This is a genomic window from Pseudomonadota bacterium (genome assembly GCA_026388255.1).
Taxonomy (GTDB): Bacteria; Desulfobacterota; Syntrophorhabdia; order Syntrophorhabdales; family Syntrophorhabdaceae; genus JAPLKB01.
This window is the reverse complement of record JAPLKC010000042.1, coordinates 19,772-43,028: the sequence shown is the minus strand read 5'-3', so window position 1 is coordinate 43,028 and position 23,257 is coordinate 19,772. Positions and strand designations below refer to the sequence as shown.

General features: G+C 42.6%; 23 protein-coding genes. 13 read left to right on the top strand and 10 right to left on the bottom strand.

Going from position 1 to position 23,257, the window contains the following annotated elements; genetic code table 11:
• Positions 1–84: 84 nt before the first annotated feature.
• Both nusA and NT178_05415 read right to left on the bottom strand, forming a co-directional pair.
• The gene (gene nusA / locus NT178_05420) at positions 85–1,347 is read right to left on the bottom strand and encodes a transcription termination factor NusA (GenBank protein MCX5811971.1); all 1,263 of its coding nucleotides are present in this window, start codon (positions 1,345–1,347) and stop codon (positions 85–87) included.
• A gap of 9 nt (positions 1,348–1,356) precedes the next feature.
• Positions 1,357–1,821, bottom strand: a complete 465-nt coding sequence (locus NT178_05415; GenBank protein MCX5811970.1) for a ribosome maturation factor RimP — start codon at positions 1,819–1,821, stop codon at positions 1,357–1,359.
• A 203-nt stretch (positions 1,822–2,024) separates the two neighbouring features.
• On the opposite strand from NT178_05415, the gene NT178_05410 reads away from it, so the two are divergent.
• The 4 genes from NT178_05410 to NT178_05395 all read left to right on the top strand — a co-directional run bounded on the left by NT178_05410 (position 2,025) and on the right by NT178_05395 (position 5,442).
• Positions 2,025–3,362 carry a UDP-glucose/GDP-mannose dehydrogenase family protein gene (locus NT178_05410; protein MCX5811969.1) on the top strand — a complete coding sequence of 446 codons (1,338 nt, stop codon included), beginning with the start codon at positions 2,025–2,027 and terminating at the stop codon, positions 3,360–3,362.
• A 32-nt stretch (positions 3,363–3,394) separates the two neighbouring features.
• Complete coding sequence (locus NT178_05405; GenBank protein ID MCX5811968.1) at positions 3,395–4,405, top strand: SDR family oxidoreductase; 1,011 nt, start codon at positions 3,395–3,397, stop codon at positions 4,403–4,405.
• Positions 4,406–4,409: 4 nt separating this feature from the next.
• A complete protein-coding gene (locus tag NT178_05400; GenBank protein MCX5811967.1) occupies positions 4,410–4,649 on the top strand; it encodes a hypothetical protein in 240 nt (79 codons plus the stop codon).
• 94 nt (positions 4,650–4,743) lie between these two features.
• Positions 4,744–5,442 carry a class I SAM-dependent methyltransferase gene (locus tag NT178_05395; protein MCX5811966.1) on the top strand — a complete coding sequence of 233 codons (699 nt, stop codon included), beginning with the start codon at positions 4,744–4,746 and terminating at the stop codon, positions 5,440–5,442.
• A gap of 29 nt (positions 5,443–5,471) precedes the next feature.
• Here the strand turns inward: NT178_05395 and NT178_05390 are convergent, their stop codons facing one another.
• The 7 genes from NT178_05390 to NT178_05360 form a co-directional block, all read right to left on the bottom strand.
• The gene (locus NT178_05390; protein MCX5811965.1) at positions 5,472–5,756 is read right to left on the bottom strand and encodes a hypothetical protein; all 285 of its coding nucleotides are present in this window, start codon (positions 5,754–5,756) and stop codon (positions 5,472–5,474) included.
• Positions 5,753–6,409 (bottom strand): HAD family hydrolase, encoded by a 657-nt coding sequence (locus NT178_05385; protein ID MCX5811964.1) that lies wholly within the window; start codon positions 6,407–6,409, stop codon positions 5,753–5,755. The genes NT178_05390 and NT178_05385 overlap by 4 nt, the downstream gene beginning before the upstream one ends.
• Positions 6,410–6,499: 90 nt before the next feature.
• Positions 6,500–7,846 carry a sigma-54 dependent transcriptional regulator gene (locus NT178_05380; protein MCX5811963.1) on the bottom strand — a complete coding sequence of 449 codons (1,347 nt, stop codon included), beginning with the start codon at positions 7,844–7,846 and terminating at the stop codon, positions 6,500–6,502.
• 23 nt (positions 7,847–7,869) lie between these two features.
• Positions 7,870–9,453, bottom strand: coding sequence for an ATP-binding protein (locus NT178_05375; GenBank protein ID MCX5811962.1), 1,584 nt, complete (start codon positions 9,451–9,453; stop codon positions 7,870–7,872).
• Positions 9,443–9,880, bottom strand: a complete 438-nt coding sequence (locus NT178_05370) for a Spy/CpxP family protein refolding chaperone (GenBank protein ID MCX5811961.1) — start codon at positions 9,878–9,880, stop codon at positions 9,443–9,445. Before NT178_05370 ends, NT178_05375 begins: the two co-directional genes overlap by 11 nt.
• A complete protein-coding gene (locus tag NT178_05365; protein MCX5811960.1) occupies positions 9,859–10,239 on the bottom strand; it encodes a glycine zipper domain-containing protein in 381 nt (126 codons plus the stop codon). Before NT178_05365 ends, NT178_05370 begins: the two co-directional genes overlap by 22 nt.
• 122 nt (positions 10,240–10,361) lie before the next feature.
• Entirely contained in the window at positions 10,362–10,868 is a 507-nt protein-coding gene (locus NT178_05360) for a Spy/CpxP family protein refolding chaperone (GenBank protein ID MCX5811959.1), read from the bottom strand.
• A 282-nt stretch (positions 10,869–11,150) separates the two neighbouring features.
• Between NT178_05360 and NT178_05355 the strand changes: the two genes are divergently transcribed.
• The 7 genes from NT178_05355 to NT178_05325 all read left to right on the top strand — a co-directional run bounded on the left by NT178_05355 (position 11,151) and on the right by NT178_05325 (position 19,584).
• On the top strand, positions 11,151–13,595 hold the full coding sequence (locus NT178_05355) for a PAS domain S-box protein (protein MCX5811958.1): 2,445 nt from the start codon (positions 11,151–11,153) through the stop codon (positions 13,593–13,595).
• Entirely contained in the window at positions 13,592–14,224 is a 633-nt protein-coding gene (locus NT178_05350) for a response regulator transcription factor (protein MCX5811957.1), read from the top strand. Before NT178_05355 ends, NT178_05350 begins: the two co-directional genes overlap by 4 nt.
• A 133-nt stretch (positions 14,225–14,357) precedes the next feature.
• The gene (locus NT178_05345; GenBank protein ID MCX5811956.1) at positions 14,358–14,708 is read left to right on the top strand and encodes an STAS domain-containing protein; all 351 of its coding nucleotides are present in this window, start codon (positions 14,358–14,360) and stop codon (positions 14,706–14,708) included.
• A complete protein-coding gene (locus NT178_05340) occupies positions 14,701–15,066 on the top strand; it encodes a response regulator (protein MCX5811955.1) in 366 nt (121 codons plus the stop codon). Before NT178_05345 ends, NT178_05340 begins: the two co-directional genes overlap by 8 nt.
• On the top strand, positions 15,063–17,183 hold the full coding sequence (locus NT178_05335; protein MCX5811954.1) for a chemotaxis protein CheA: 2,121 nt from the start codon (positions 15,063–15,065) through the stop codon (positions 17,181–17,183). The genes NT178_05340 and NT178_05335 overlap by 4 nt, the downstream gene beginning before the upstream one ends.
• Before the next feature lie 72 nt (positions 17,184–17,255).
• Positions 17,256–18,986, top strand: coding sequence for a methyl-accepting chemotaxis protein (locus tag NT178_05330; GenBank protein MCX5811953.1), 1,731 nt, complete (start codon positions 17,256–17,258; stop codon positions 18,984–18,986).
• A 91-nt stretch (positions 18,987–19,077) separates the two neighbouring features.
• A complete protein-coding gene (locus NT178_05325) occupies positions 19,078–19,584 on the top strand; it encodes a chemotaxis protein CheW (GenBank protein ID MCX5811952.1) in 507 nt (168 codons plus the stop codon).
• A 29-nt stretch (positions 19,585–19,613) separates the two neighbouring features.
• On the opposite strand, the gene NT178_05320 is transcribed toward NT178_05325, so the two are convergent.
• The gene (locus NT178_05320) at positions 19,614–20,561 is read right to left on the bottom strand and encodes a hypothetical protein (GenBank protein MCX5811951.1); all 948 of its coding nucleotides are present in this window, start codon (positions 20,559–20,561) and stop codon (positions 19,614–19,616) included.
• Positions 20,562–20,655: 94 nt separating this feature from the next.
• Between NT178_05320 and NT178_05315 the strand changes: the two genes are divergently transcribed.
• Both NT178_05315 and NT178_05310 read left to right on the top strand, forming a co-directional pair.
• Complete coding sequence (locus tag NT178_05315; protein ID MCX5811950.1) at positions 20,656–22,290, top strand: peptide-binding protein; 1,635 nt, start codon at positions 20,656–20,658, stop codon at positions 22,288–22,290.
• The gene (locus NT178_05310; protein ID MCX5811949.1) at positions 22,271–23,245 is read left to right on the top strand and encodes an ABC transporter permease; all 975 of its coding nucleotides are present in this window, start codon (positions 22,271–22,273) and stop codon (positions 23,243–23,245) included. Before NT178_05315 ends, NT178_05310 begins: the two co-directional genes overlap by 20 nt.
• Positions 23,246–23,257: the final 12 nt, after the last annotated feature.

Below are 23,257 nucleotides of genomic sequence, written 5' to 3'. Positions count from 1 at the left end.
TAATTACCTAAGTCCTTACTTGATCGTTCAGGGTTCACAGTAATAACAAAAAATCTTGCTGTAAACCGTGAACTTTATTTATCTTTAAACGTTCTCTTTACCTTTAGTCCCCGCAATATTCATTATTGATTTTGCTTTATCAATAATCCGCGTACAATCCTCAACAGAAATGCTTGTTATTTTGTTTAATTCTTCCGGCGTCAGCTTGGCTATATCCCGCATGTCTCTTAAGTACTCATCGTGCAAAATCCGTGCAAGGATTTCACTGACCTCCAAATCCCCCATGAGCTCGTCTATTATCCTCTGAGATGTTTTTTCTACCTCAGACTCGCTGCTGATATCTATTTTCCACCCTGTGAGTTTTGATGCAAGTCTGACATTCTGGCCTTTTTTCCCTATCGCAAGGGAAAGCTGGTCATCGTTGACAATAACCTCCATTGAGTGTTCTTCCTCATTGATATATACCTTCGACACGCGCGCAGGCGCAAGGGTATTGCACACAAATTTTGCGATATCTTTTGTCCATGGTATTATATCTATTTTTTCGCCCCTCAGTTCCTGAACAACTGCCTGAACTCTTGAACCTTTTACGCCAACACAGGCTCCTATCGGGTCAACATCGGAATTTTCGCTGTATACGGATATTTTTGCCCTTTCTCCGGGTTCCCTTGCAGCACTTATAATTTTTATAATGCCTTCCTGAATCTCCGGCACTTCCAGTTCAAAGAGCTTCTTAAGAAAATCAGGGTGGGTTCTCGACATGAGGATTTTGCAGCCCTTTTGATCCTTTTCTGTGTCGATAATGCAGGCTTTAACCCTATCTCTTTGCCGGTAATTTTCACCAGGAATAGTTTCTTTCACCGGGAGAATGGCTTCTGTTTTTCCCAAATTAATAATATAAAGGTTTTTCTCTACCCTCTGGACCACGCCTGTTACTATTTCACCTTTCTTATTTTTATATTCGTTATAGATCACATCACTCTCTGCATTTCTTACTTTTTGCAGAATTACCTGTTTCGCTGTTTGTGCTGCAATCCTTCCGAGGGAAGATGTGTTCATTTTTATTCCTATGCTGTCACCTGTCAGGCAATCCGGATCATGTATTTTTGCCTCTTCAAGGGGTATCTCTGAATCCGGGTCATTGATTTCCTCGACTACTGTTTTAAACTGGAAGACTTCTATTTCTCCAAGCTCTTCATTGTATCGTGCTTCCAGATCAAGGTGGTTGCCGAATTTTTTCTTTGACGCTGAGAGTATCGCCTCTTCGAGGGTTTCTATGAGAGTATCTTTTGATATGCCCTTCTCTTTTCCCACCTGTTCAATGACATAATTTAAATCAAAATACATAGTTACTCCTTAAATCCCGAAATCCAAATGTGCCTTTTTTATATCACATATTGGGATTGTAAATACATCAATTTTTCCCTTGAGCTCTACTTCGTCTTCAGTTACATGGATAATTTCACCGGAAAACTCGTTTCTCTCCTGTAACGGTTTCGAGGTTATTATTCTGCATTGTTTTCCAACATATCTCTTAAAATCATTAATATTTTTTAGCGGTCGCGTAAGTCCTGGTGAGGAAACTTCGAGCGTGTACGGATGCTCGATAATATCTTCTATTTCAAGGGTTCTACCGAACTCCCGATTGACTTTTGCGCAGTCTGAAATTGTTACTCCGCCATCTTTTTCAATGTATATTCTCAGCAGCCATCTTTTCCCTGACGGTCTAAACTCAATATCAATAAGTTCTAAGCAGTCCTCTTCGAGGATAGGCGTTAAAATACGTTCGATCTTTTCTATTGTTTCCCTTTCGGATACCATTGTCCCAAAAATTAAAAAAGCGAGTCAAGCCCACTTCCATATATATTTTTTAACATACTACGAATGGCAATGCAAATAAAATGCGGAAGATAGAAGCTGGAAGGGGGTATTAAAGCCTGTTGCTTCAAATCCTATCTTCTGCTTTTCCTGTTGACTTTAAGGGATGTTGCAGGGTAAAAATAAAGAAAAAAACAGGAGGTTTAATGCACATTTCTGTTATTGGCGTAGGATATGTCGGTCTTGTATCAGGCGCTTGTTTTGCAGAAACAGGCAACGATGTTATATGTATCGATATTGACGGTGAAAAGATAGATAAGCTAAATCAGGGTATAATACCTATTTATGAGCCCCAGCTTGAAGAAATTGTAAAAAACAACATAAAAGAAGGAAGACTGAGTTTTACAACAGATATAAAAAAGGCAGTCGATCATGGCTTGATCATGTTTATCTGTGTTAATACTCCTCAGGATGAGGATGGCTCTGCCGACCTCCAGTATGTAATGGATGTTGCAGCCAGTATAGGGAAGATAATCGAGAAATACAGAATAGTTGTAGTGAAATCGACAGTCCCTGTAGGGACATGCGAAAAGGTGAAGGATGCGATAACAAAAGAGTTGAAGCAACGTGGGGTCGATGTGCCCTTTGATATCGCCTCAAACCCTGAGTTCTTAAAAGAAGGCGTGGCAGTAGATGATTGCATGAAGCCGGAAAGGGTGGTTGCCGGTGTGGAGCACGGCAGGGTGGAGGAGATCTTGCGGGAACTCTACGCGCCTTTCACGCGAACCGGAGCCCCATTTCTCGTCATGGATGTAAAGTCGAGTGAGATGACAAAGTACGCTGCCAACTCGATGCTCGCAGCGAGAATATCTTTTATGAATCAGATTGCAGAAATCTGTGAAAAGCTCGGCGCCGATGTAATGATGGTCATGAGAGGCATGGGCAGCGACTCCCGTATAGGCCCAAAATTCTTGTTCCCTGGCGTGGGATTTGGCGGTTCCTGTTTTCCGAAAGATGTGAGGGCACTTATAAAAACATCACAGAATTACGGATATGAACCCTCCATACTGAAGGAAGTAATGGATGTCAACGAGCGCCAAAGGATTTCCTTTACAGATAAAATCAGGGCATTTTACAGCGGCAGTATTAAGGGGAAAAGGTTTGCCGTATGGGGGCTTGCATTTAAGCCAAATACGGATGATATGAGGGAAGCCCCTTCTATTTATATAATAGATACCCTTACAAAAGAGGGGGCATTCTGCAAACTTTTCGACCCCAAGGCAATGGAGGTTGCCTCAAAGTATTTTGAAGGAAATCCGGATATCAGTTTTGTAAAAAATCAATACGAAGCACTTGAAGGTGCGGATGCCTTGATCCTTGTCACAGAATGGCTTTCCTTCAGAGAGCCGGATTTTGAAAGGATGAAATCTCTCATGAAAGCCCATGTTGTATTTGACGGCAGAAACCAGTACAATCCGAAAGTAATGGCAAAGATGGGCTTTAATTATGTATGCATAGGAAGGCCTGAAGTACAAGGAAAGTAAAAGGTTGAAGGTTAAAGGCTGAAGGAATTAAAATGTATAATTATTGCACATATAATTCCCCTAAAAAAGTGCTTGTCACCGGCGGAGCCGGTTTTATAGGTTCTCATCTGTGCGACAGGCTTATTAAAGACGGGCATGAAGTCTTATGCCTCGACAATTATTTTACCGGCGCCAAAGAAAATATTTCACACCTTTTTGGTCATCCCCGGTTTGAGTTCATCAGACATGACATAACCCAGCCTGTGCATCTTGAGGTAGAATGGATATTCAATCTTGCCTGCCCCGCAAGCCCCATCCATTACCAGTATAATCCTGTCAAAACAACAAAAGTGAATGTACTCGGCGCTCTTAACGTGCTCGGCCTTGCAAAGAGGGTAAGGGCAAGGGTTCTACAGGCATCTACAAGTGAGATATACGGCGACCCCGAAATTCATCCGCAGAAGGAAGAATACTGGGGGAATGTTAACCCTGTCGGCAGAAGAAGTTGCTACGATGAAGGAAAACGTGTGGCAGAGACGCTTTTTTTCGATTATCTAAGGCAAAATAAGGTGGACATTAAGGTTATACGAATTTTCAATACTTACGGGCCGCGGATGAGGCCGGATGACGGCCGTGTGATAAGTAATTTTATTATCGAGGCCCTTGGCAACAATCCGATCACGGTTTACGGAAACGGCGCCCAGACAAGGTCTTTCTGCTATATAGACGACATGATTGAAGGTATGATTCGCATGATGGACTATGAAACCGGGGAGCATGAGCGGGGAAGGGATTACACAAAATCATACCTTTCCGGATTTCCCGGTCCTGTAAATCTCGGCAATCCTCAAGAAGTTACAATACTGTCCATAGCCAAGAAAATAATTGAAATGTCCGGCTCTAAATCCGATATAATATTTGAAAAATTACCGGAAGATGACCCGAGGAGAAGATGCCCGGATATCTCAAAGGCAAAGAAATATCTTAAATGGCACCCGAGGATATCGCTGGAAAAGGGATTGTCTAAGACAATTGATTTTTTTATAGCTAAAATAAAAGAGTAACATTATGAAGAGAGAGGAAGAGCTTGCAGCAGCCGGTTGGGAAAAAAGATTTGTTGCATGTGAACCAAGATTATCAGAAATGGTTGGGGTGTATGACGAAATAGGGTTTGAGGTACATCTTGAGCCATTGCCTTCAAAAGAAGAGATAGACACCGAAAGCTGCGAAGCAAGCGGTTGTACAGCCTGTTTTGAAGTAGACAGGGAGTGCTACAGAATAATATTTACAAGACCGGCTGGTAATTAGCAGCAAGTGGGTTCAGACATTAAACGATAACGCAGAGGCCGTTGACTTTTTAGAGACACTTGTCTGAAGTATTATTAAGAAGAATAAAATGTAAATGGTGAATATTCTGAAGTTATTTACGGGAAAAAAGAGAAGAATAGACGACGATCCACGGATTTATGTAAAAAAAGACATATCCATAGAGGATTTTATTCGGGTTAATGACCAGTCTTACGAATACAGGGAAAAGGTTCTCCCTGCTGCCCTGACCGTTGAATTCTGGAGGGGCAGCGGTCTTGTAAACTTTTTATTGGACGGTCGTTTTTTGAAAAGCGAGATTCTCGATGTAGGTTGCGGCAGCGGCGAGATAGACATCATTATCGCCGAGAAAGATTACATAATTACAGCTATCGATATATCTCCTTACGCAATACATCTGGCACATAAACTTGCAGAGGGCTTCCCCGAATGTAAGGGAAGGTTTGATTTTTTAGTCGGTAATATCGAACAGATGGATTTCAATAAGAAATTTTCCTCGGCAATCATTTCTCATACCCTTGAGCATGTAATTAATCCGGAAAAAATGATGGAAAGGGTTATCAAGCTTTTAAATCCCGGATCATATATTTTAGTGGCAGTCCCGAACAAAAAAGCCTGGAATGACAGGACACATTTAAGACATTACAGCGAACGAGGTTTAAGAAAATTCCTTTCTCTATATTCTCACGAAATTGAAATTAAAATTGATAAGGTCGAAAAAATGATTTTTGCGGTGTTAAGGGTTCCTGACAGTCAACACTTGAAAACTCAATAAACAAAAAAGATCTTAAAATATAAAAAGTTTCAACTTTTCGGTTTCTTAAATGCATTTTCCCACAACCTTTCGGCCTCTTCCTTGCCTGATTTGTTTGCCTGATCATCCTTAAATCTGAAATATTCACAATAATTCGCCCTGTCTCTTTCTTTTACATAATCTGCCTGGGGCTCCCTGCATTTGTTGGCCTTGCCTTCATCGTAGAATATGCAGTTCAGGCATACGTGAAGGTCTGACCTGCATTGAAGACATTCTTCCCTGAAGGATACCTTTTCCGTGGACACAAGAGCCTTGCATTTAAAACATGTTTTCATATTTTATCCAGAAGCTCCAGAAGGTTTTGTATAACCCTTCCGTTGTTTTCCCTTGGCCCCTTGTCCATGTTTCCAGACCCGGAATTCCTGAAGTAATATGCCTCTATCCCCATGTCTGATGGAACTTTAAAATCAAATATTTCATGGTCTCCCACATGTATAACCTCTTCAGGCAATACATTAAGTATGCTGCATACCATTTCATAAAATGCCGTCTCTTTTTTCACCATATTATAATCTGTCGTTGCTGAAATGCTATGACTGAAGTATCGGGCAAGGTCTGTATATTCAAGCTCTTTCTCAACAAATATTCGGGCCGCATTAGAGGCTATAACAAGCGTATATGTTTCCTTTAATCTTTCGATAACCTCTTTTGCACCGGGAATAAGCTCAATAAATGTCTCATACTTTTTCAGTAGTTCACCGGCTGTAACCTGGAGGTTAAACTTCTTCAGCCAGTAGTCTATTTGATACCAGAGAATGCTTGAATCACCGACAGATGCATATTCTTTCGTAATGAGCATCCGTGCATCATCAAAGGGCATGGAATATTTTTTTGCATAAGCTTCGGGTATACCGTGATTCCACACCATATCGCCGAATCCGGCGTTGACGAGAGTCCCGTCAAGGTCAAAGGAGAATACTTTTTTCATGGGCGAAGTATATCATCTTTTCACAAGAAGAGTGCGTATTAATATTTCTACAGGCAAGCATGCGGGGATGAATGATGTACCTGGCGCATATTACCTTGTAATATTATATTTCTTGATCTTGTACCTTAGCATGCGTTCGCTTATCCCGATAATAGATGCAGCCCTTGTCTGAACCCAGTCGGCTTTCATGAGGGCTTCCATTACCATCCTCTTTTCCGTTGCCCCAACAACATCTTTAATAGTCCCTTCCGTAACAGAATGTTCGCCTTCTGCCAGAGACGGCAAGTCCTCCTTGGATATATATTCACCTCTTGTGAGCACTATTGCCCGTTCGACTATATTTTCAAGTTCCCTTACATTGCCGGGATAATCATATTTTATCAATGCATCCCTTGATTCTTTTGTAAATCCCTTAATGCTTTTCTTATGCCTGTCATTATATTTTTTCAGGAAAAAGTCAAGGAGCAGCGGTATGTCTTCCTTCCTCTCCCTCAAGGGAGGTATATCAATGGTAACTACATTCAACCTGTAGAAAAGGTCTTCCCTGAATGCCCCTTTTTTTACCTCTTCTTCAAGGTTTTTATTGGTTGCCGTTATTATCCTTACATCCACCTTTACCGGATGCAGCCCGCCAAGCCGTTCAACTTCCCTTTCCTGTATTACCCTTAATAGTTTTGACTGGAGCAGAAGCGGGATATCGCCTATCTCATCGAGAAAGATTGTCCCTTTATCCGCCAATTCGAACTTGCCTGCTTTTCTCTGATATGCCCCTGTAAATGCACCTTTTTCGTATCCAAAGAGCTCGCTCTCAAGCAGGGTTTCAGGTATGGCCGCACAGTTGACCTTCACAAGGGGCTGGTTTTTTCTCTCGCTCAAACCGTGGACGAGGTTTACAACAACCTCTTTTCCCACACCGCTCTCACCCCGTATCAGACAGGTAGAATCCGTCTTTGCGATCCTTACGATAAGGCTTACAACGTTGTGCATCTTTTCGCCGGAATAGATGAGGTCTTCTGCTTTAAGTCTGTCTCTCAGAGTTTCCTTGAGCACCATATTCTCCCGCACCAAGTGCCTCTTTTCCTCTATTTTTTTCAACTTGAAAAGCAGGTCGTCAAGGTCTATGGGCTTTGTTAAATATTCGGTAGCACCTGCTTTCAGCGCGCTGACCGCGTTTTCTATGCTTCCGAAGGCCGTAATCATAATGATTTCCACTTCAGGGTTTATCTCTTTGAACTCCTTGATGAGGGAGAGACCATCCGTATCGGGCAGTTTATAATCGAGAAGGGCGATATCAAGAACTTCTTCCTTAAATCTCTCGATTGCTGTTTTGCCATCACCGGCTTCCTTTACGGAATATCCTTCTTTTGTTAAAAGACCCCCAAGGAGTGATCTCTGTGCGTCTTCATCCTCAACAATTAATATACTTGCCCGTTCCATACTTTACCCCTTTTCTCGCCTTCTCATTCTCTTATTTTCTGCCCTTCTGGCGGTTGGTTCATTGGTAAGCTTATTAAAAATGTCGTGCCCTTCCCTGCATCGCTGAAGGCCCTTATGCCGCCTCCATGATCTTTGATTATTGTATACGAGATAGGCAACCCTAATCCAATGCCCTTATCCTTTGTAGTGTAATAATATTCAAATATCCTGAGAAGTTCTGTTCCCTTAATGCCCTGGCCTGTGTCTCTTACGCTGATATCGACATTTCCATCCTTGACGACCGTTGTTATATCAATGGATCCACTGTTATCTATAGCCTCGATTCCGTTTAAAATAATGTTATATAAAGCCTGCTTGAGCCTTTCTTTTTGTGATTGAATCACGATATCACAGCCAGCTTTATTGATAATTATATCAATGCCTTTTGAAGCAGCCTTTTCCCTGAGAATGACAACTACCTCCTCAATGATATTATAAAGGTTTTCATGAAAAAATGGTGCATGGGATTTGGTTGAGAGAAGGAACTCCTCAACGATCCTGTCAATCCTTGACAGCTCACTTCTCACAATATCAATAAATTGATAATATTCATCTTTTTTCTCTTCTATCGGCAAAAACTCCCTCTTTAACCTCTGTATCGACATGCTCACGGCATTCAACGGGTTTCGTATCTCGTGCGCCATACCTGAGGCAAGCTTTCCGAGCGACACAAGCCTTTCTTTCATCTCCAATTCTTTCTCAAACTCGCGCACTCTTTTTTCATGCCTCCTTTCCAGAAGGAATATCGCGTATGTACTCATTGCGCCCGATATTGCCAAAAGCACAAGGATAAACAGGAAATTCATGGTAGTTCTTTTTAAGATATCCCGGGCAAGTCCTTTTGATACAAGTATCTCAACAGTGAATTTTGAAAGGTATTGTGAGTCCAGTTGCTTAGACACAACATAAGACTCTTTATTATTTCCGTCGGAAGATATATATGGTACTCCCTTTGCATCATATATATTGATGCCTGCAATATTGAATCTCTTTTCCTCTGCTTCTACAATCTCTTTTACGGTAAGCTTTTTTCTGAGTGCATCAAGCTCAGCTTCATCAAGACTGAAGAACACGGCATTGCCTTTTGTCTTAATGCCCATTGTAAGAAATTTATCATTGCCGCTCGGTGTTTTGACAAAGGTTTTCTTTTCCCCTGACTGGAACGTCCTTATATAAGACTGTGTTATTTTTACCGATCCCTTTTTCACAACTGTTTTACCGCCACTGTCTATTACTATGAGATTCGAGATTGGTATCTTTTCTGCATCCATAACCTCTATATTGCTGAAAAGATTGTAGAGATCATCTATGATTGCCTCGTCATAAACCATGGTATTCAGAAAATTAGGCGTAATGATGGATGGAGATTTCTCAAGAAGAGTTATATATTCAAGGTTTATATCGATTTCCCTTTTGAGGTGACTAAAAATAATTTCCCCTTCGTTTTTAAGCAGCACCTCGATATTTTTCTTTATAATTCTGATCTGAAAATATCCTGTTATTGCAATGAGGAAAAAGAGCGTCGCAAACAACAGAGAGGGAAAGAAGAAGGTCCTTTTATCTCCCATATCCTCTCAATCCCAAGGGGCGCATGGATCTTTTTCTTTCGGAATCGCAGAAGTTGTTATATTTTTCGCGTTGCTCCTCGTTTAATATGCGTGAAATTTCTCCTCTGTATTGATTGTACAGATTTTCCCGTGAGATTTCTATTTCCAGAATCTCATTCTGAAGCTTCTCAATCCTGTCTCTATTAAGTGAAGGATTCTTGTACAAATCCCTCAGTTCCAACCTTTTTTTCATAACTTCCCTTCCTGATGCGCGCCATTCATCCATATATTTTCTCTTTATATCTTCTATACCGTTTCTTTGGGCATCCGATAGTTTGAGTCCCCTCTCGAAGTCGAAATATGAATGCTGGGCATAAAGAGGGGATACAATAAGAATAGAGAGCAGGAGTAAGGCACATAAGCATTTCATGGATTTATCGGCACCCATGCTCTATGGGTAGGAATCCATTTTCCGCCAACCCACTGCCCGGGAACTTCTACCCACTGCCCCGGAGGATTTTCAACACCTGCAGAAGATGCATAGGTCGAACTCTGCCTTTGCGCAGCAGCTATCTGCTGATTCGTATCATTCTGATCTATCGCATTACCTGCGATTACGCCAGCAAGGGCTCCTCCGGCAGCGCCGATGAGCGTTCCTGCGGTGTTGTTGCCTATGATCTGGCCTGCTATTGCCCCGAGTCCTGCGCCGATTGCTGCGCCTTTCTGGGTATTATAACCGTTGGATGCGCAAGAAAAGGTTAAAAGTCCTGTTAAAAGAATTAAAATAACCAGCATATGCTTCTTCATATTTATTACCTCCTTATTAGCCGAGTAGTCAAGTAAGTTGAGAGGCTGGGGGTGGTTGTTGGGGGGGTATGCCTTACTCAACTTACTCAACGTACTCAGCGTTAATTCCTATTTGCCTGTTTTTAACTTCTACCAGGACCAAATCCTGCGCCCTGTCCGCATGCTCCTCCGTGTCCTGCGCCTTTTCTGCCAAATCCGGGGCCGAATGAGGTCTCGCTTAACTTTTTAATTTGATCAGGCGTCAGAATCTTTCTCTGCTCAAGCCTCATCTGGGTCATTTTGTCCTGCATGCTCTGCCGGAGAGTGTTGAGTTCCTTTTGCTTCGCAAGGAGAGTTGCTTCATCTGCCTTTGGGTCAGCATAGAGATCTTTCAGTTCAATACGCTTTTGAAAAAGTTCAAACCGTAATTTCTGTGTGTCGTTATGAAACTTTTCTTTAGTCTGCCACATCTTTTCCGACTGTTCTTTTGAAAGATTCAAATTTGCTGCCATACCCATGGGACCTCCGAATCCTGCACCCTGACCGCCACACCGGCTAAACCCGTATCCTCCTTTGCCTCCAAAGGCGAATACTGTTGTGGTAAGCGCCAGAAAGAGCACTACCATAATTCCTACATGCCATCTTTTCATTAAAACCTCCTGTAAAATATTATTCTATACATGTCTTTATAAAAGCAATAGCCATGCCAAAACTTGGAATATTGTAATTAGCTGTAATTATTATTATATATTTTTAATGAACGACAAATGATCAGTTTTTTAAGGTATGGATTGTCGAACACGGCAGATAAGTTCGACAATTATGTCGATTTTGCCAATCTAAAATGTTGTCAGATCATGTGACAAACTCGAAAAGAAAAGATATAATATTTAAAGAAAATCAAATTCATGGGGTAAACAGGAGTTTAATCCATGGTGGATGAAGAAAAAACCAAAGAACAACTTATCGACGATTTACGCAAATGCGAAAACCGTTTTCATGCCTTATTTAACCTTCCGTTAATCGGTATGGCCATTGTTTCACCTGATATGCAATGGATCGAAGCAAATGACCGTCTCTGCGAAATGATAGGGTATTCGCGGGAAGAACTCCTCAAAATCACCTGGGCCGACGTTACACCGAAGGAAGATTTGGAACAGGAATTAAATGAATATTACAGACGGATATATTCAGGGGAAATCGCTGGTTATATACTGGAGAAACGTTTTGTCAGAAAAAACGGCGTTATTATCGACACTGCAATTTCAGTTAATTCTGTAAAAAAAGATGACAATTCCATTGATTATCTTGTTGTCCTGATTAAAGACATTAAAGAAAGTAAACGGGCAAAGGAAGCCCTCCGTAAGAGCGAAGAGAAATACCGAAATATCTTCGATAATGCCATTGAAGGCATCTTCCAGACAACCCCGGAAGGCAAATACGTTAGCGTCAACCGCTCTTTCGCAAGGATGTTCGGTTTTTCATCTGCTAAGGAGATGATAGAAAACATCGTTGATATAGGGTATCAAATCTATGTAAATCCAGAGGACAGGGAAAGATTAAAACATCTCCTCACAAAATATGGCGTTGTTGAAAGGCTTGAAGCCCAGGTATACAGGAATGACAAGAGCAAATTCTGGATATCCATCAATGCCCATGCTGTCCGTGATTCTGCCGGCAGTATACTTTACTATGAGGGGACTAAGGAAGATATTACCAAAAGAAAACTCGCAGAAGAGTTGTTAAAAGAAAGTGAGAATAAATTCCATCTGCTTTTTGAGAAATCACTGGACCCGGTTGTTTTACTTCATGGTTATAAATACGTAGATTGCAATGAAGCGGCTGTCAGGATTATGGGTTGCTCCAGTAAAGAGGAACTCATAGGGCTCCACCCTGGGCAGACATCCCCTGAGGTCCAGCCTGACGGAGAAAAATCCTTTGTGAAGGCCAGGGATATTATCGCCCGAACCATGAGAGAAGGGAGCAGCCGCTTTGAATGGGTACACAAAAAGATAAACGGCGAGGAATTCTGGTCGGATGTTTCCCTCACGGCAATTACTATCGGCGGTAAAGATTTAATTTATGATGTGTGGAAGGATATTACAGATCGTAAAAACATAGAAGCAGCCCTGAAAAGAAGCGAAATACGATACCGGCGGATGTTTGATCATAATCCTTTACCTGCTTTTGTCTTTGATTTAAATACCCTTGAAATTATTGATGTCAATGAGGCTGCGATTATCCATTATGGATACTCCTATGAAGAATTTACCAATATGAAGATTACGGAACTGCATCCTTCCGGAGATTTTTCATCTGTCCTGTCACAATTAAAAAAGCCTAAGCTTGGTAAAACAAAGGGGCCGTGGAAACATGTCAAAAAAGACGGAACTCTTATTGATGCTGAAATTTCAGGGCACACATTGGAATTCTCAGGTAAACTATGTAGAATTGCGATTGTGAATGATATTACGGATCGGAAGAAAGCCGAAGAAGAACTGAAAAGATCCTACGAGCAGCTCCGCATACTTTCAACCCACATCAATAAAGCAAGGGAAAAAGAAAGAAAGGATGTGGCAAGGGAATTGCATGATGAACTTGGACAGATACTAACAACTTTAAACATGGACATTTCCTTGATAAAAAAACAACTATCCTCGACAACTGCAAATACATTGCTTTTCGAGGAGGCAGACGCCATGTCCGTCCTTATAAAGCAGGCAATTAAAAGTGTGCAAAAGGTTTCAGCCGAGTTAAGACCTGTAATCCTGGATGACTTCGGGCTTGTGCCTGCCTTGGAATGGGCTGTAAATAAATTTAAAATACAGACCGATATTGATACTAAAATAACAATAGGGGGCGGCATAGACCTGGATGGAGAGCGTTCCACCCAAATCTATCGCATTGTCCAGGAATCGTTGACGAATGTTGCGCGCCACGCATCGGCAACAAAATTGAATATACGCCTGGAAAGAGAAGGTGACGATATAGTTCTGGAGATAAAAGATAACGGAAAAGGCATCTCAGATAAGGAAAAAACAGATATGAATTCTTTCGGGATTCTCGGCATGAAAGAAAGGGCGGTTATTCTCGGCGGCGAGTTCACAATAAACGGCATCAGAGGAAAGGGAACTACAGTGAAGGTGAAGGTACCCTTTAGCTCGCATAGTGAGCAAGAGGGGGAGGCCGGGGTACCAGCTTTAGCGGGTCGCGGCTTGATGCCGGGGGAGGGGGCAACCCCCTCACGGGGACAGGCGCAAGTCAGCACACAAGGCGTCAAAGGGTTAAGTAGCTCGCATAGCGAGCGAGAGGGGGAGGCTCCGACGGCTTTGCCGGTGGAGGGGGCGACGCAAGCCCCAGAAATGGAGGAGCAATGATCAAAATTCTCATTGCCGATGACCATACTATAGTCAGGGAAGGACTGAAACAGATAGTTGCGGAAGTCCCGGATATGGAAGTTTCCGATACGGCAAGCGATGGCCAGGAGGCCTTGAATAAGGCATTAAAAAATGATTTTGATGTAATTATTCTGGATGTTTCCATGCCCATAAAGACCGGTTTAGATGTTTTAAAAGAGCTAAAAGAGAAAAAACCGGGGGTTAACATTCTCATATTGAGCATTCATCCTGAAGAACACTATGCATTGCGGGTCCTTAAGGCAGGCGCATCAGGCTATCTTACGAAGGAAAGTGCCCCGGATGAGTTGATTACGGCAATAAGACGGGTATCCCAGGGAAGAAAATATATTACCCTCTCATTAGCTGAAAAATTGGCGCTTGATATCGAGTATCCGAAGGAAAAACTCCCCCATGAAATGTTGTCAGAACGGGAGTATAAGGTAATGTGCATGATCGGTTCAGGAAAGTCGATGAAAGAGATTGCTTCAGAGCTTTTTCTTAGCATAAAAACCATCAGTACATACAGAACCCGCATTCTGAAGAAAATGAACCTCAAAAATAATTCCGAACTTATTCGCTATGTTATTAAAAATAGCATTACAGAATAAGTAGGATAAATCCTACATAAAATTCAGATATATCCTACAATAAATTCAGTGTTATTCCTATTTTGTTTTCAAACCAACCAACCGAAAAATTAAATAGATTCAAAGATATTTATAAGAAGGAAGGCATATTGCAATGTTTGAGAGCAGGATAGAAGACAATGAAAAAAGCAAAGTTCTTGCATTATCCGGGGATTTGACGGTCTCCAATGCGGAATTATTTAAAATAACCCTGATCGATGCGATGAAAAACGCGGACAATCTTGTTTTAAATCTTACAGGTATTACAGGCGCTGACATTTCATGTCTTCAAATTGTGTGTTCGGCACACAAGAAGGCAATAAATTCCAACAGGTCTATAATAATAGATGACAATCCATCTATTATTTTCAAAGATGCGTTAAGAAATTCCGGATTTCTGAGACAGAAGGGTTGTCTGTCAGATATGCATGGCAGGTGCTTATTGACGGGTGAGAAAAATGCCTAAGACAATCATGACCGTAGACGACTCGGCAAGCATAAGACAGATGGTAAATTTTACGCTGAAAAAGGAAGGATATGAAATCATAGAGGCGGTTGACGGCGCCGATGCTTTATCTAAACTGAACGGCAAGGCCATTCACATGATCATCACCGACCTTAATATGCCTAATCTTAACGGTATCGGGTTGATAAAAGGTGCACGGAGCAACCCGTCTTTCAGGTTTATCCCTATTATTATGCTCACCACCGAATCTCAGGAATCAATAAAACTGGAAGGCAAACAAGCAGGCGCTACGGGTTGGATAATCAAACCCTTTAAGCCGGAACAATTAGTTGCTGTGGTAAAGAAGGTATTGGGATGACGATTACAAATACATACAAGGAAACATATAAGGAAGAGGCAAACGAGCAGTTGTTAGAACTCGAAACAGCTCTTCTGGAGCTTGAAGAAACCCCCGATGACACAGAACTCATTGGAAAGACATTTCGTGCCATGCACACCATCAAGGGGTCGGGCGCCATGTTCGGGTTTGATGATATTGCAGGATTTACTCATGAAATAGAAACGGTCTATGACAAAGTGAGAAACGGAAAAATTCCGGTTACAAAGGAACTGATCGACCTCACCCTTATGGCAAAAGACCGGATTAAATCCATGCTCGACGAGACCCCCCCTGACAAAGCCCGCATTGGGCTGACTTCATCAGAGATAGTTGCTGCATTTAAAAAGTTAGCCTCAGAAAAAGCGCTGTTTACAGCCCCCCCTGTATCATCTTCTTCTGAGCGGGCTTCGTCATCTTATACTTCCGATGGGGATATTTCCTACAGGATTCGTTTTAAACCCTCATCGGACATATTCCTGACAGGCACAAATCCATTACTCCTTCTTGGTGAGATTCGTTCTCTGGGAGAATGTAAGGTTATTGCACAGGTGGATGACATACCTTCTCTGGACGAGATGAACCCCGAATGCTGCTATGCATACTGGGATATAATTCTTACGACTAATAAGGGAATAGATGCAGTCAGGGACGTATTTATTTTTATAGAAGACTCCTGTGAATTGACAATAAATGCCATCGATTCCGGGAAAACGTTTGACATAGAGGAAGACTATAAAAAAATCGGTGAGATACTCGTTGAAAAAGGGGATATAAAAAAAGAAGATCTGCAGAAAGCGCTCACCGAGAAGAAGTACCTGGGAGAGATACTCGTTGAAAGAGGTTTAGTGGACTCTGATAAGGTAGAATCTGCCCTTATCGAACAGGAACATATCCAGAAGATAAGAGACAAAGCAAAAGCGAAAGAAGAGACACAATTAAATATCAAAGTCCCTGCAGATAAACTGGATATACTCGTCAATCTTGTGGGAGAACTTGTGACTGTACAGGCACGTTTAACTCAAACAACTTCCTTTCTTCATAATCCGGAACTTAACGCTATTGCAGAAGAAGTTGAGAGGTTAACCGCGGAATTGCGGGACAATACCCTGAATATACGTATGTTGCCCATAGGGACCACCTTCGGTAGATTTAAGAGATTGGTAAGAGACTTATCCGGCGAACTGGGCAAAGAGATAGAATTGACAACAGAAGGTGCAGAGACAGAGCTTGATAAGACTGTTATCGAAAAGCTTAACGATCCCCTTGTCCATCTCATCAGGAACTGTATTGACCATGGTATAGAACCTCCTGATGTGCGGGTATCGCAGGGCAAGCCTAGAACAGGCACCATACTCCTGTCTGCTGCCCACTCCGGGGGAAACGTGATTGTCCGGATTCAAGACAACGGGAAAGGTCTCGACAAGGAAGCAATTCTCGCCAAAGCTGTCGAAAAAGGACTTGTTGCCCATAACGCTGAGATTAATGAAAAAGATCTCTTTGGTTTTATCTTCCACCCGGGGTTCTCCACTGCCAAAGATGTAACAAATGTATCCGGCAGGGGTGTAGGCATGGATGTGGTGCAAAAGGCCATAGATTCATTACGTGGTTTAATCAGCATCACAAGCGTGAAGGACGAGGGGACCACCGTTACCATTACTCTCCCGCTTACCCTTGCAATAATTGAAGGCCTCCTCATTGCTATTGACAGAAGGCATTTTGTAATTCCTCTTTCCATTGTGGAAGAATGCGTGGAATTAACCGACGAAGATGTAAGAAAGTCCCATGGAAAGAATATTGCCCGCATACGCGGTGAACTGATTCCCTACATCAGGCTGAGAAACGAGTTTAATATCCGGGGAAAAAGACCTCCCATAGAGCAGATTGTTGTAACCGGGAGAAACGGTGAAAGGGTGGGCTTTGTAGTGGACCATGTCATTGGGGAACACCAGACGGTAATTAAGAATATGGGGAAGTTCTATAGAAATGTGGAAGGTATCTCCGGCGCCACAATTCTGGGCGATGGAACAGTTGCATTAATATTGGATGTACCGAAAATTGCAAAGAACATTGAGATGGCGGAGGCTATTTTTGGTTGATATTGTTTTAACTCTTTATCTGAAGAGAAGCTATACAGCGTGGAACCATGTGTCCTATAAAAGGAGGTAGTCATGAAAAAGTTTAAAAATTGGAAAATTTCAACAAAAATGATGGGGATTTCGGTATTTACCATTGCGGTAATAATATCTGGCATCATGTTTTATCTACTGCCCCTCGTGGAGAGAAAACTGATGGACGAGAAGAAGAATGCCACGAAAAACGTGGTGGATGTGGCTTATGCTACGATTGCCTCATACGAGGCAAAGATCAAGTCAGGAGAGCTGAAAACTGATGAAGCCCAGAAAAGGGCTCTTTTAGCCGTGAAAGTCCTCCGTTACCACGGAAACGAATATTTCTGGATTAACGACCTTCGTCCAAACATGATAATGCATCCCATGAAACCGGAAATGGACGGCAAGGATCTGTCAGGAGATAAAGATCCCAACGGGAAATTCATATTTGTAGAATTTGCCAAAGTCGCGAAAGATAAAGGTGAGGGGTTTGTTGATTACATGTGGCCAAAACCCAATGAAACCAAACCTTCGCCAAAGCTTTCTTATGTGAAACTCTTCAACCAGTGGGGATGGGTCATCGGCAGCGGCATCTATGTGGACGATGTGAACGCTGAAATCACAAAGATGCGCATGCAGATCATCATTGCCACCATTATTATTGCAGCGCTCATACTATGCATCGCCTTCTTTGTTTCGAGGATTATCACCCGTGCGTTAAACAAGGCCGTTACAGTCGTAAACGGACTTGCCGAGGGAGACCTGACTATTATTGTTGAAGCCGATTCAACAGATGAAGCCGGTCAGTTGTTAAACGGAATGAAAAATATGGTTGAAAAATTAAAGTTGATAGTTGCCGACGTTAAAAACTCTGCCGAAAACGTAGCGACAGCGAGTCAGCAGATGAGTTCATCTTCCCAGCAAATGTCACAGGGCGCTTCAGAACAGGCAGCCTCTGCAGAAGAGATTTCTTCCTCCATGGAGGAGATGGCATCCAATATCAGACAGAATGCAGATAATGCCCAGCAGACGGAAAAAATAGCCGTAAAAGCAGCCCAGGATGCAAAGGATGGCGGTAATGCTGTTACAGAGACTGTTTCTGCCATGAAGGAGATCGCCACAAAGATCAACATCATCGAAGAGATCGCCAGGCAGACAAACCTCCTGGCCCTCAACGCAGCAATAGAAGCTGCCAGGGCAGGTGAACACGGGAAAGGGTTTGCGGTAGTTGCAACTGAGGTGAGGAAGCTTGCAGAGAGAAGTCAGACAGCAGCAGGAGAAATAAGCAAACTCTCTACATCAAGCGTTGCGGTTGCAGAAAAGGCCGGTATCATGCTCGGGAAAATCGTCCCTGACATACAAAAGACAGCAGAACTTGTCAGCGAGATCAATGCTGCAAGCAATGAACAGACCATCGGGTCGGAACAGATAAATAAGGCAATCCAGCAGCTCGATCAGGTAATACAACAGAATGCCTCTGTTACTGAAGAGATGGCATCCACATCAGAGGAACTTTCAAGCCAGGCAGAGCAATTACAGGACACCATAGCCTTCTTCAGGGTAGAAGAAACCGGCTTGAAGAGAACTGCAGCAAGACTCGTAGCAGAAGAGAAGGGGGGCGGAGGAATAAGAACAATTAAAAAACAACATAAAGCACCGGCCCTGAGCAATCATGGGTCCGTACATATGGCAAAAAATAGAAACAGTAATGGCAACGGCAAACCATCCGGCGTCGCCCTTGACCTCGACAATGTCCATGATAAGCTTGACGAGGAATTTGAGAGGTTCTGATAATGGCAAGGGCCAGGGTTCTGTGGTCAGGCGCCGGCAAGGTCCCTGAATTCCGATAACTGGCCCGTGTCTATAAAAAGGAGGTTGACTTATGAGCGTTTTATCAATTATTGATACAAGACAATACTTGACTTTCCAGCTTGGAGAGGAAATCTTTGGAATAGATGTCTCCCATGTGAGGGAGATACTGGAATTCAGCACTGTTACAAAAGTGCCCGGGACCCCGGAATATATGAGGGGTGTCATAAATCTGAGGGGGAGCGTGGTACCCGTATTAGATATGAGATTAAAATTTGGCATGACTCAGACAGAGAAAAAGGTCAATACCTGTATCATCGTTGTAGAAGTTTTGTTTGAGAACGAAACTGCCATCGTCGGCTCCCTCGTGGACTCAGTCCAGGAGGTATTCGAATTAAATCCGGATCAGATAGAGCCTGCGCCCCGGTTAGGTATCCGATTAAAGAACGAATTCATTAAAGGCATGGGAAAGAGGGATGACCGTTTCATCATTATCCTTGACACTGACAAGGTCTTTAATGCAGAAGAACTGAATGCTGTTACCCAGGATATGGATATAAAGATAGCAGAAAATGAATAAGAACCAATGGACGAAGAATAAGCGCTTGTTCATCGTCCATTGAGATACATCTCAGGGTTTCTTGAGATACAATTTGAGATAATGTTTTCTTCGTAACTCATGTCAACAAGTCTTCTTGCAGACTCAATAATAGTCGTCGAGCCACCCCTGAGCTTTCCGTGGGTATCTGTTATACTCTGGAATTCATTGTCGAATTTTGAGTTTTGAGTTTTGAGTGTATCCTTTACAGAATCTGAGATAATAATAATCTTTTCAGGGTTTTTTACTGTAAAAATCAGTTTTATCGTATCCTGGTGGAGATGGTAAGGGTCTGCAATCACCTCGATATAAACATGGGGGTTTGTAAGTCCAAAACCTGCAATGCCCGTTTCTCTATGGTGAAAACCGCGCATTGCATTAAAGATATGCGTAATACCCCTTGCCCCTGCATGAAAACCGGCTTGGGCTTCCTCATATGTTGCATTGGAGTGTCCCATGCTGACTATAATCCCCATGTCGGCTATTGCCTTGATGAGCTTAGTTGATCCATTCAATTCAGGCGCTATGGTAATAATTTTTATAATATCCTCAAATCCTTCTGTAAGCCTTTTCAGGTTATCCGGGGTGGGATCTAAAAACAATAACGGATTCAGGGTACCGCATTGTGATGGGTTGAGAAAAGGCCCTTCAAGGTGAACCCCATTTATCTTCGCTTCTTCATATGAATCCGCTCCGAATGTTGAATGTTGAATGTTGAATGTTGAATTATCCAACTTTGTGCTCTGGACTTCGGGCCTTGAATCTTGAAAAGCCATTGCCTTTTTTACTGTCATCGTATGCGCGCGCATTTCCTCTATTGAAGCAGGATAAATTGCGGGCAGGATTTTTGAAACACCATGACTGCCATGGATTTCTGCAATCTTTAGAATATGCTCCACAATGGTCGTCTTTGTATCGTAACCGCCTATTCCGTGCGTATGAATATCAATAATTTTCATAAATGGTATCACTATAGATTTTACCTGAAAATGAATTTATGTCCAGCCTTCTTTACTTTGAGATTCCCCTCTGTTAAAATAAACTCAAGCCAAAATGTCCGTCAAAAAGAATATAATCCTGATCCTGTGTATTTTTTTGTTTCTTTCATGCTCGCAAAAAAAAGATGACGCCTTATTTAATGACCCCGGAAAACCGGGATACGGCGATACGATTATCACCGGCTCTATCGGTGAGCCCTCCAACCTGATCCCGATCTTATCATCAGACAGCGCATCCCATGAGGTCTCATCTTATATCTATAACGGACTTGTTAAATATGATAAAAACCTTAATATCATCGGCGATCTTGCCAAATCCTGGGATATTTCTAAAGATAATCTTTCCATTACATTCCACTTAAAAAAAGATGTAAAGTGGCATGACGGCAAGCCTTTTACCGCCCATGACGTTATGTACACATACAGGGTAATTATTGACCCGAAGACACCCACAGCCTATTCAGGTGATTTTAAGCTCGTCAGAGAGGCAAAGGTTATCGATGATTACACCTTCAGGGCCACATACAGCAAGCCTTTTGCCCCTGCCCTGATGAGCTGGGGAACATCTGTACTGCCGGCACACCTTCTGGAAAGCAGCGATATCACAGCGTCCCCGCTTACGAGAAAGCCTGTGGGTACAGGCCGGTATATATTTAAAGAATGGATAGCCGGGGACAGGGTGCTCTTATCTGCCAACAACAATTATTTTGAAGGCAGGCCTTACATAGACAGATACATTATGAGGATTATCCCTGACAGCGCCACTATGTTTCTTGAACTTAAGCAATACGGCATAGATATGATGGGTTTGACCCCACTGCAATCTGTCAGGCAGACGGACTATCCGAAGTTTAAAAGGGAATTTAATAAATTCAAATATCTTTCCTTCAGTTATGTTTACCTTGGCTACAACCTGAAACACAAATTTTTTAAAGATAAAGGGGTAAGGCAGGCAATAAGCTATGCTATTAACAAACAGGAGATCATTGACGGCGTGCTCCTCGGTCAGGGCGTCGAGTCAACAGGGCCTTTTAAACCGGATATGTGGTCCTATAACGGAAATGTAAGAAAATATGAGTATAATACAGAAAAGGCCCTTGCCCTCCTGCATGAGGCAGGCTTTAAGAAAGGGTCCGACGGCATACTTGAAAAAGACGGGGCGACCTTTGAATTTATTGTCCTTGTCAATCAGGGGAATACGGTGAGGATACAGTGCGCCGAACTGATACAGAAAAGGCTTTCCGAGATCGGTATTAAGGTTAGGATACGTGTTATCGAGTGGGCGAGCTTTATCAACGAATTTATAGACAAAAAAAATTTTGAAGCAGTGATACTCGGTTGGACCATTCCCCGGGACCCCGATATATTCGATATCTGGCATTCATCAAAACAAGGAAAAAAAGAGCTGAATTTTATATCTTTTGAAAATAAAGAGGTGGATGAGCTTCTTGTGAAGGCGCGGCATACTCTTAACAAGGAGGAGAGGAAAAAGTATTATTTCCGTATTCAAGAGATACTTGCTGAGGAGCAGCCCTATACATTTCTTTTCATCCCCTATGCAAATGTTGCTGTTCACAGGAGGTTCAAGGGTATTGAACCGGCGCCGGCAGGCCTGATGCACAACTTTGAGAAATGGTATGTACCGGAGGGACAGAGGAGGCACAAGATAAATGCTGCGCTATCTCCTTAAGAGATGCTTCTTTATGATACCAATGATATTCGGGATTACCCTGATTTCATTTGTTATTATACACCTTACACCCGGCGAACCGGACGTAATGGGCGGGGAAATGAACCCGAAGGTTACAAAAGAGGTGAGGGAAAGGATCAGAACCCTTTACGGGTTGGATAAACCGCTGCACATTCAGTATTATATGTGGGTAAAGAGATTTGTAAAGCTGGATTTCGGCATATCGTTTTCGCAGGACCGCAGACCGGTAATAGACAAGATTAAAGAGAGGATACCTGTCACAATCTCGATAAACCTCCTATCTATGTCATTAATCTTTCTTATCGGCATCCCTATCGGCATCTACTGTGCACGCTACAAGGACAGCATCCTTGACAAGGGTTTAACCGCCTTCGTGTTTGCAGGATATGCTGCCCCTACTTTCTGGATTGCCCTCCTTTTAATGATATTTTTTGGCGTGTACCTCGACTGGCTGCCCATATCAGGCCTGAAATCCTTCAATTATGAAGAATTCTCGCCTATCGGTAAAGTTTTTGATCTGACAAAACACTTAGCCCTGCCTATATGCATATCTGCCTTCGGCGGACTTGCCGGCATTTCGCGATATATGAAAAACAGCCTCCTTGAAGTGTTGAGGCAGGAATATATTGTAACCGCATATGCCAAGGGGCTTCCGGAAAGCATGGTCCTCAGAAAGCATGCACTCAGAAATGCCCTTTTGCCTGTCATAACTATTCTGGGGCTCTCGGTTCCGGGGCTGATCGGAGGCAGCGTTATTTTTGAGAGCATCTTTTCTATCCCCGGTATGGGACAGTTGTTCTATATGAGTGTTATGTCAAGGGACTATCCTACGATTATGGGGATTCTTGTGATAGGCGCATTCCTGACTTTGCTGGGCAACCTCATTGCCGACATCATGTATGCAGTTGCAGATCCGAGGATACGTATAGGATAAAAAAGAACAATT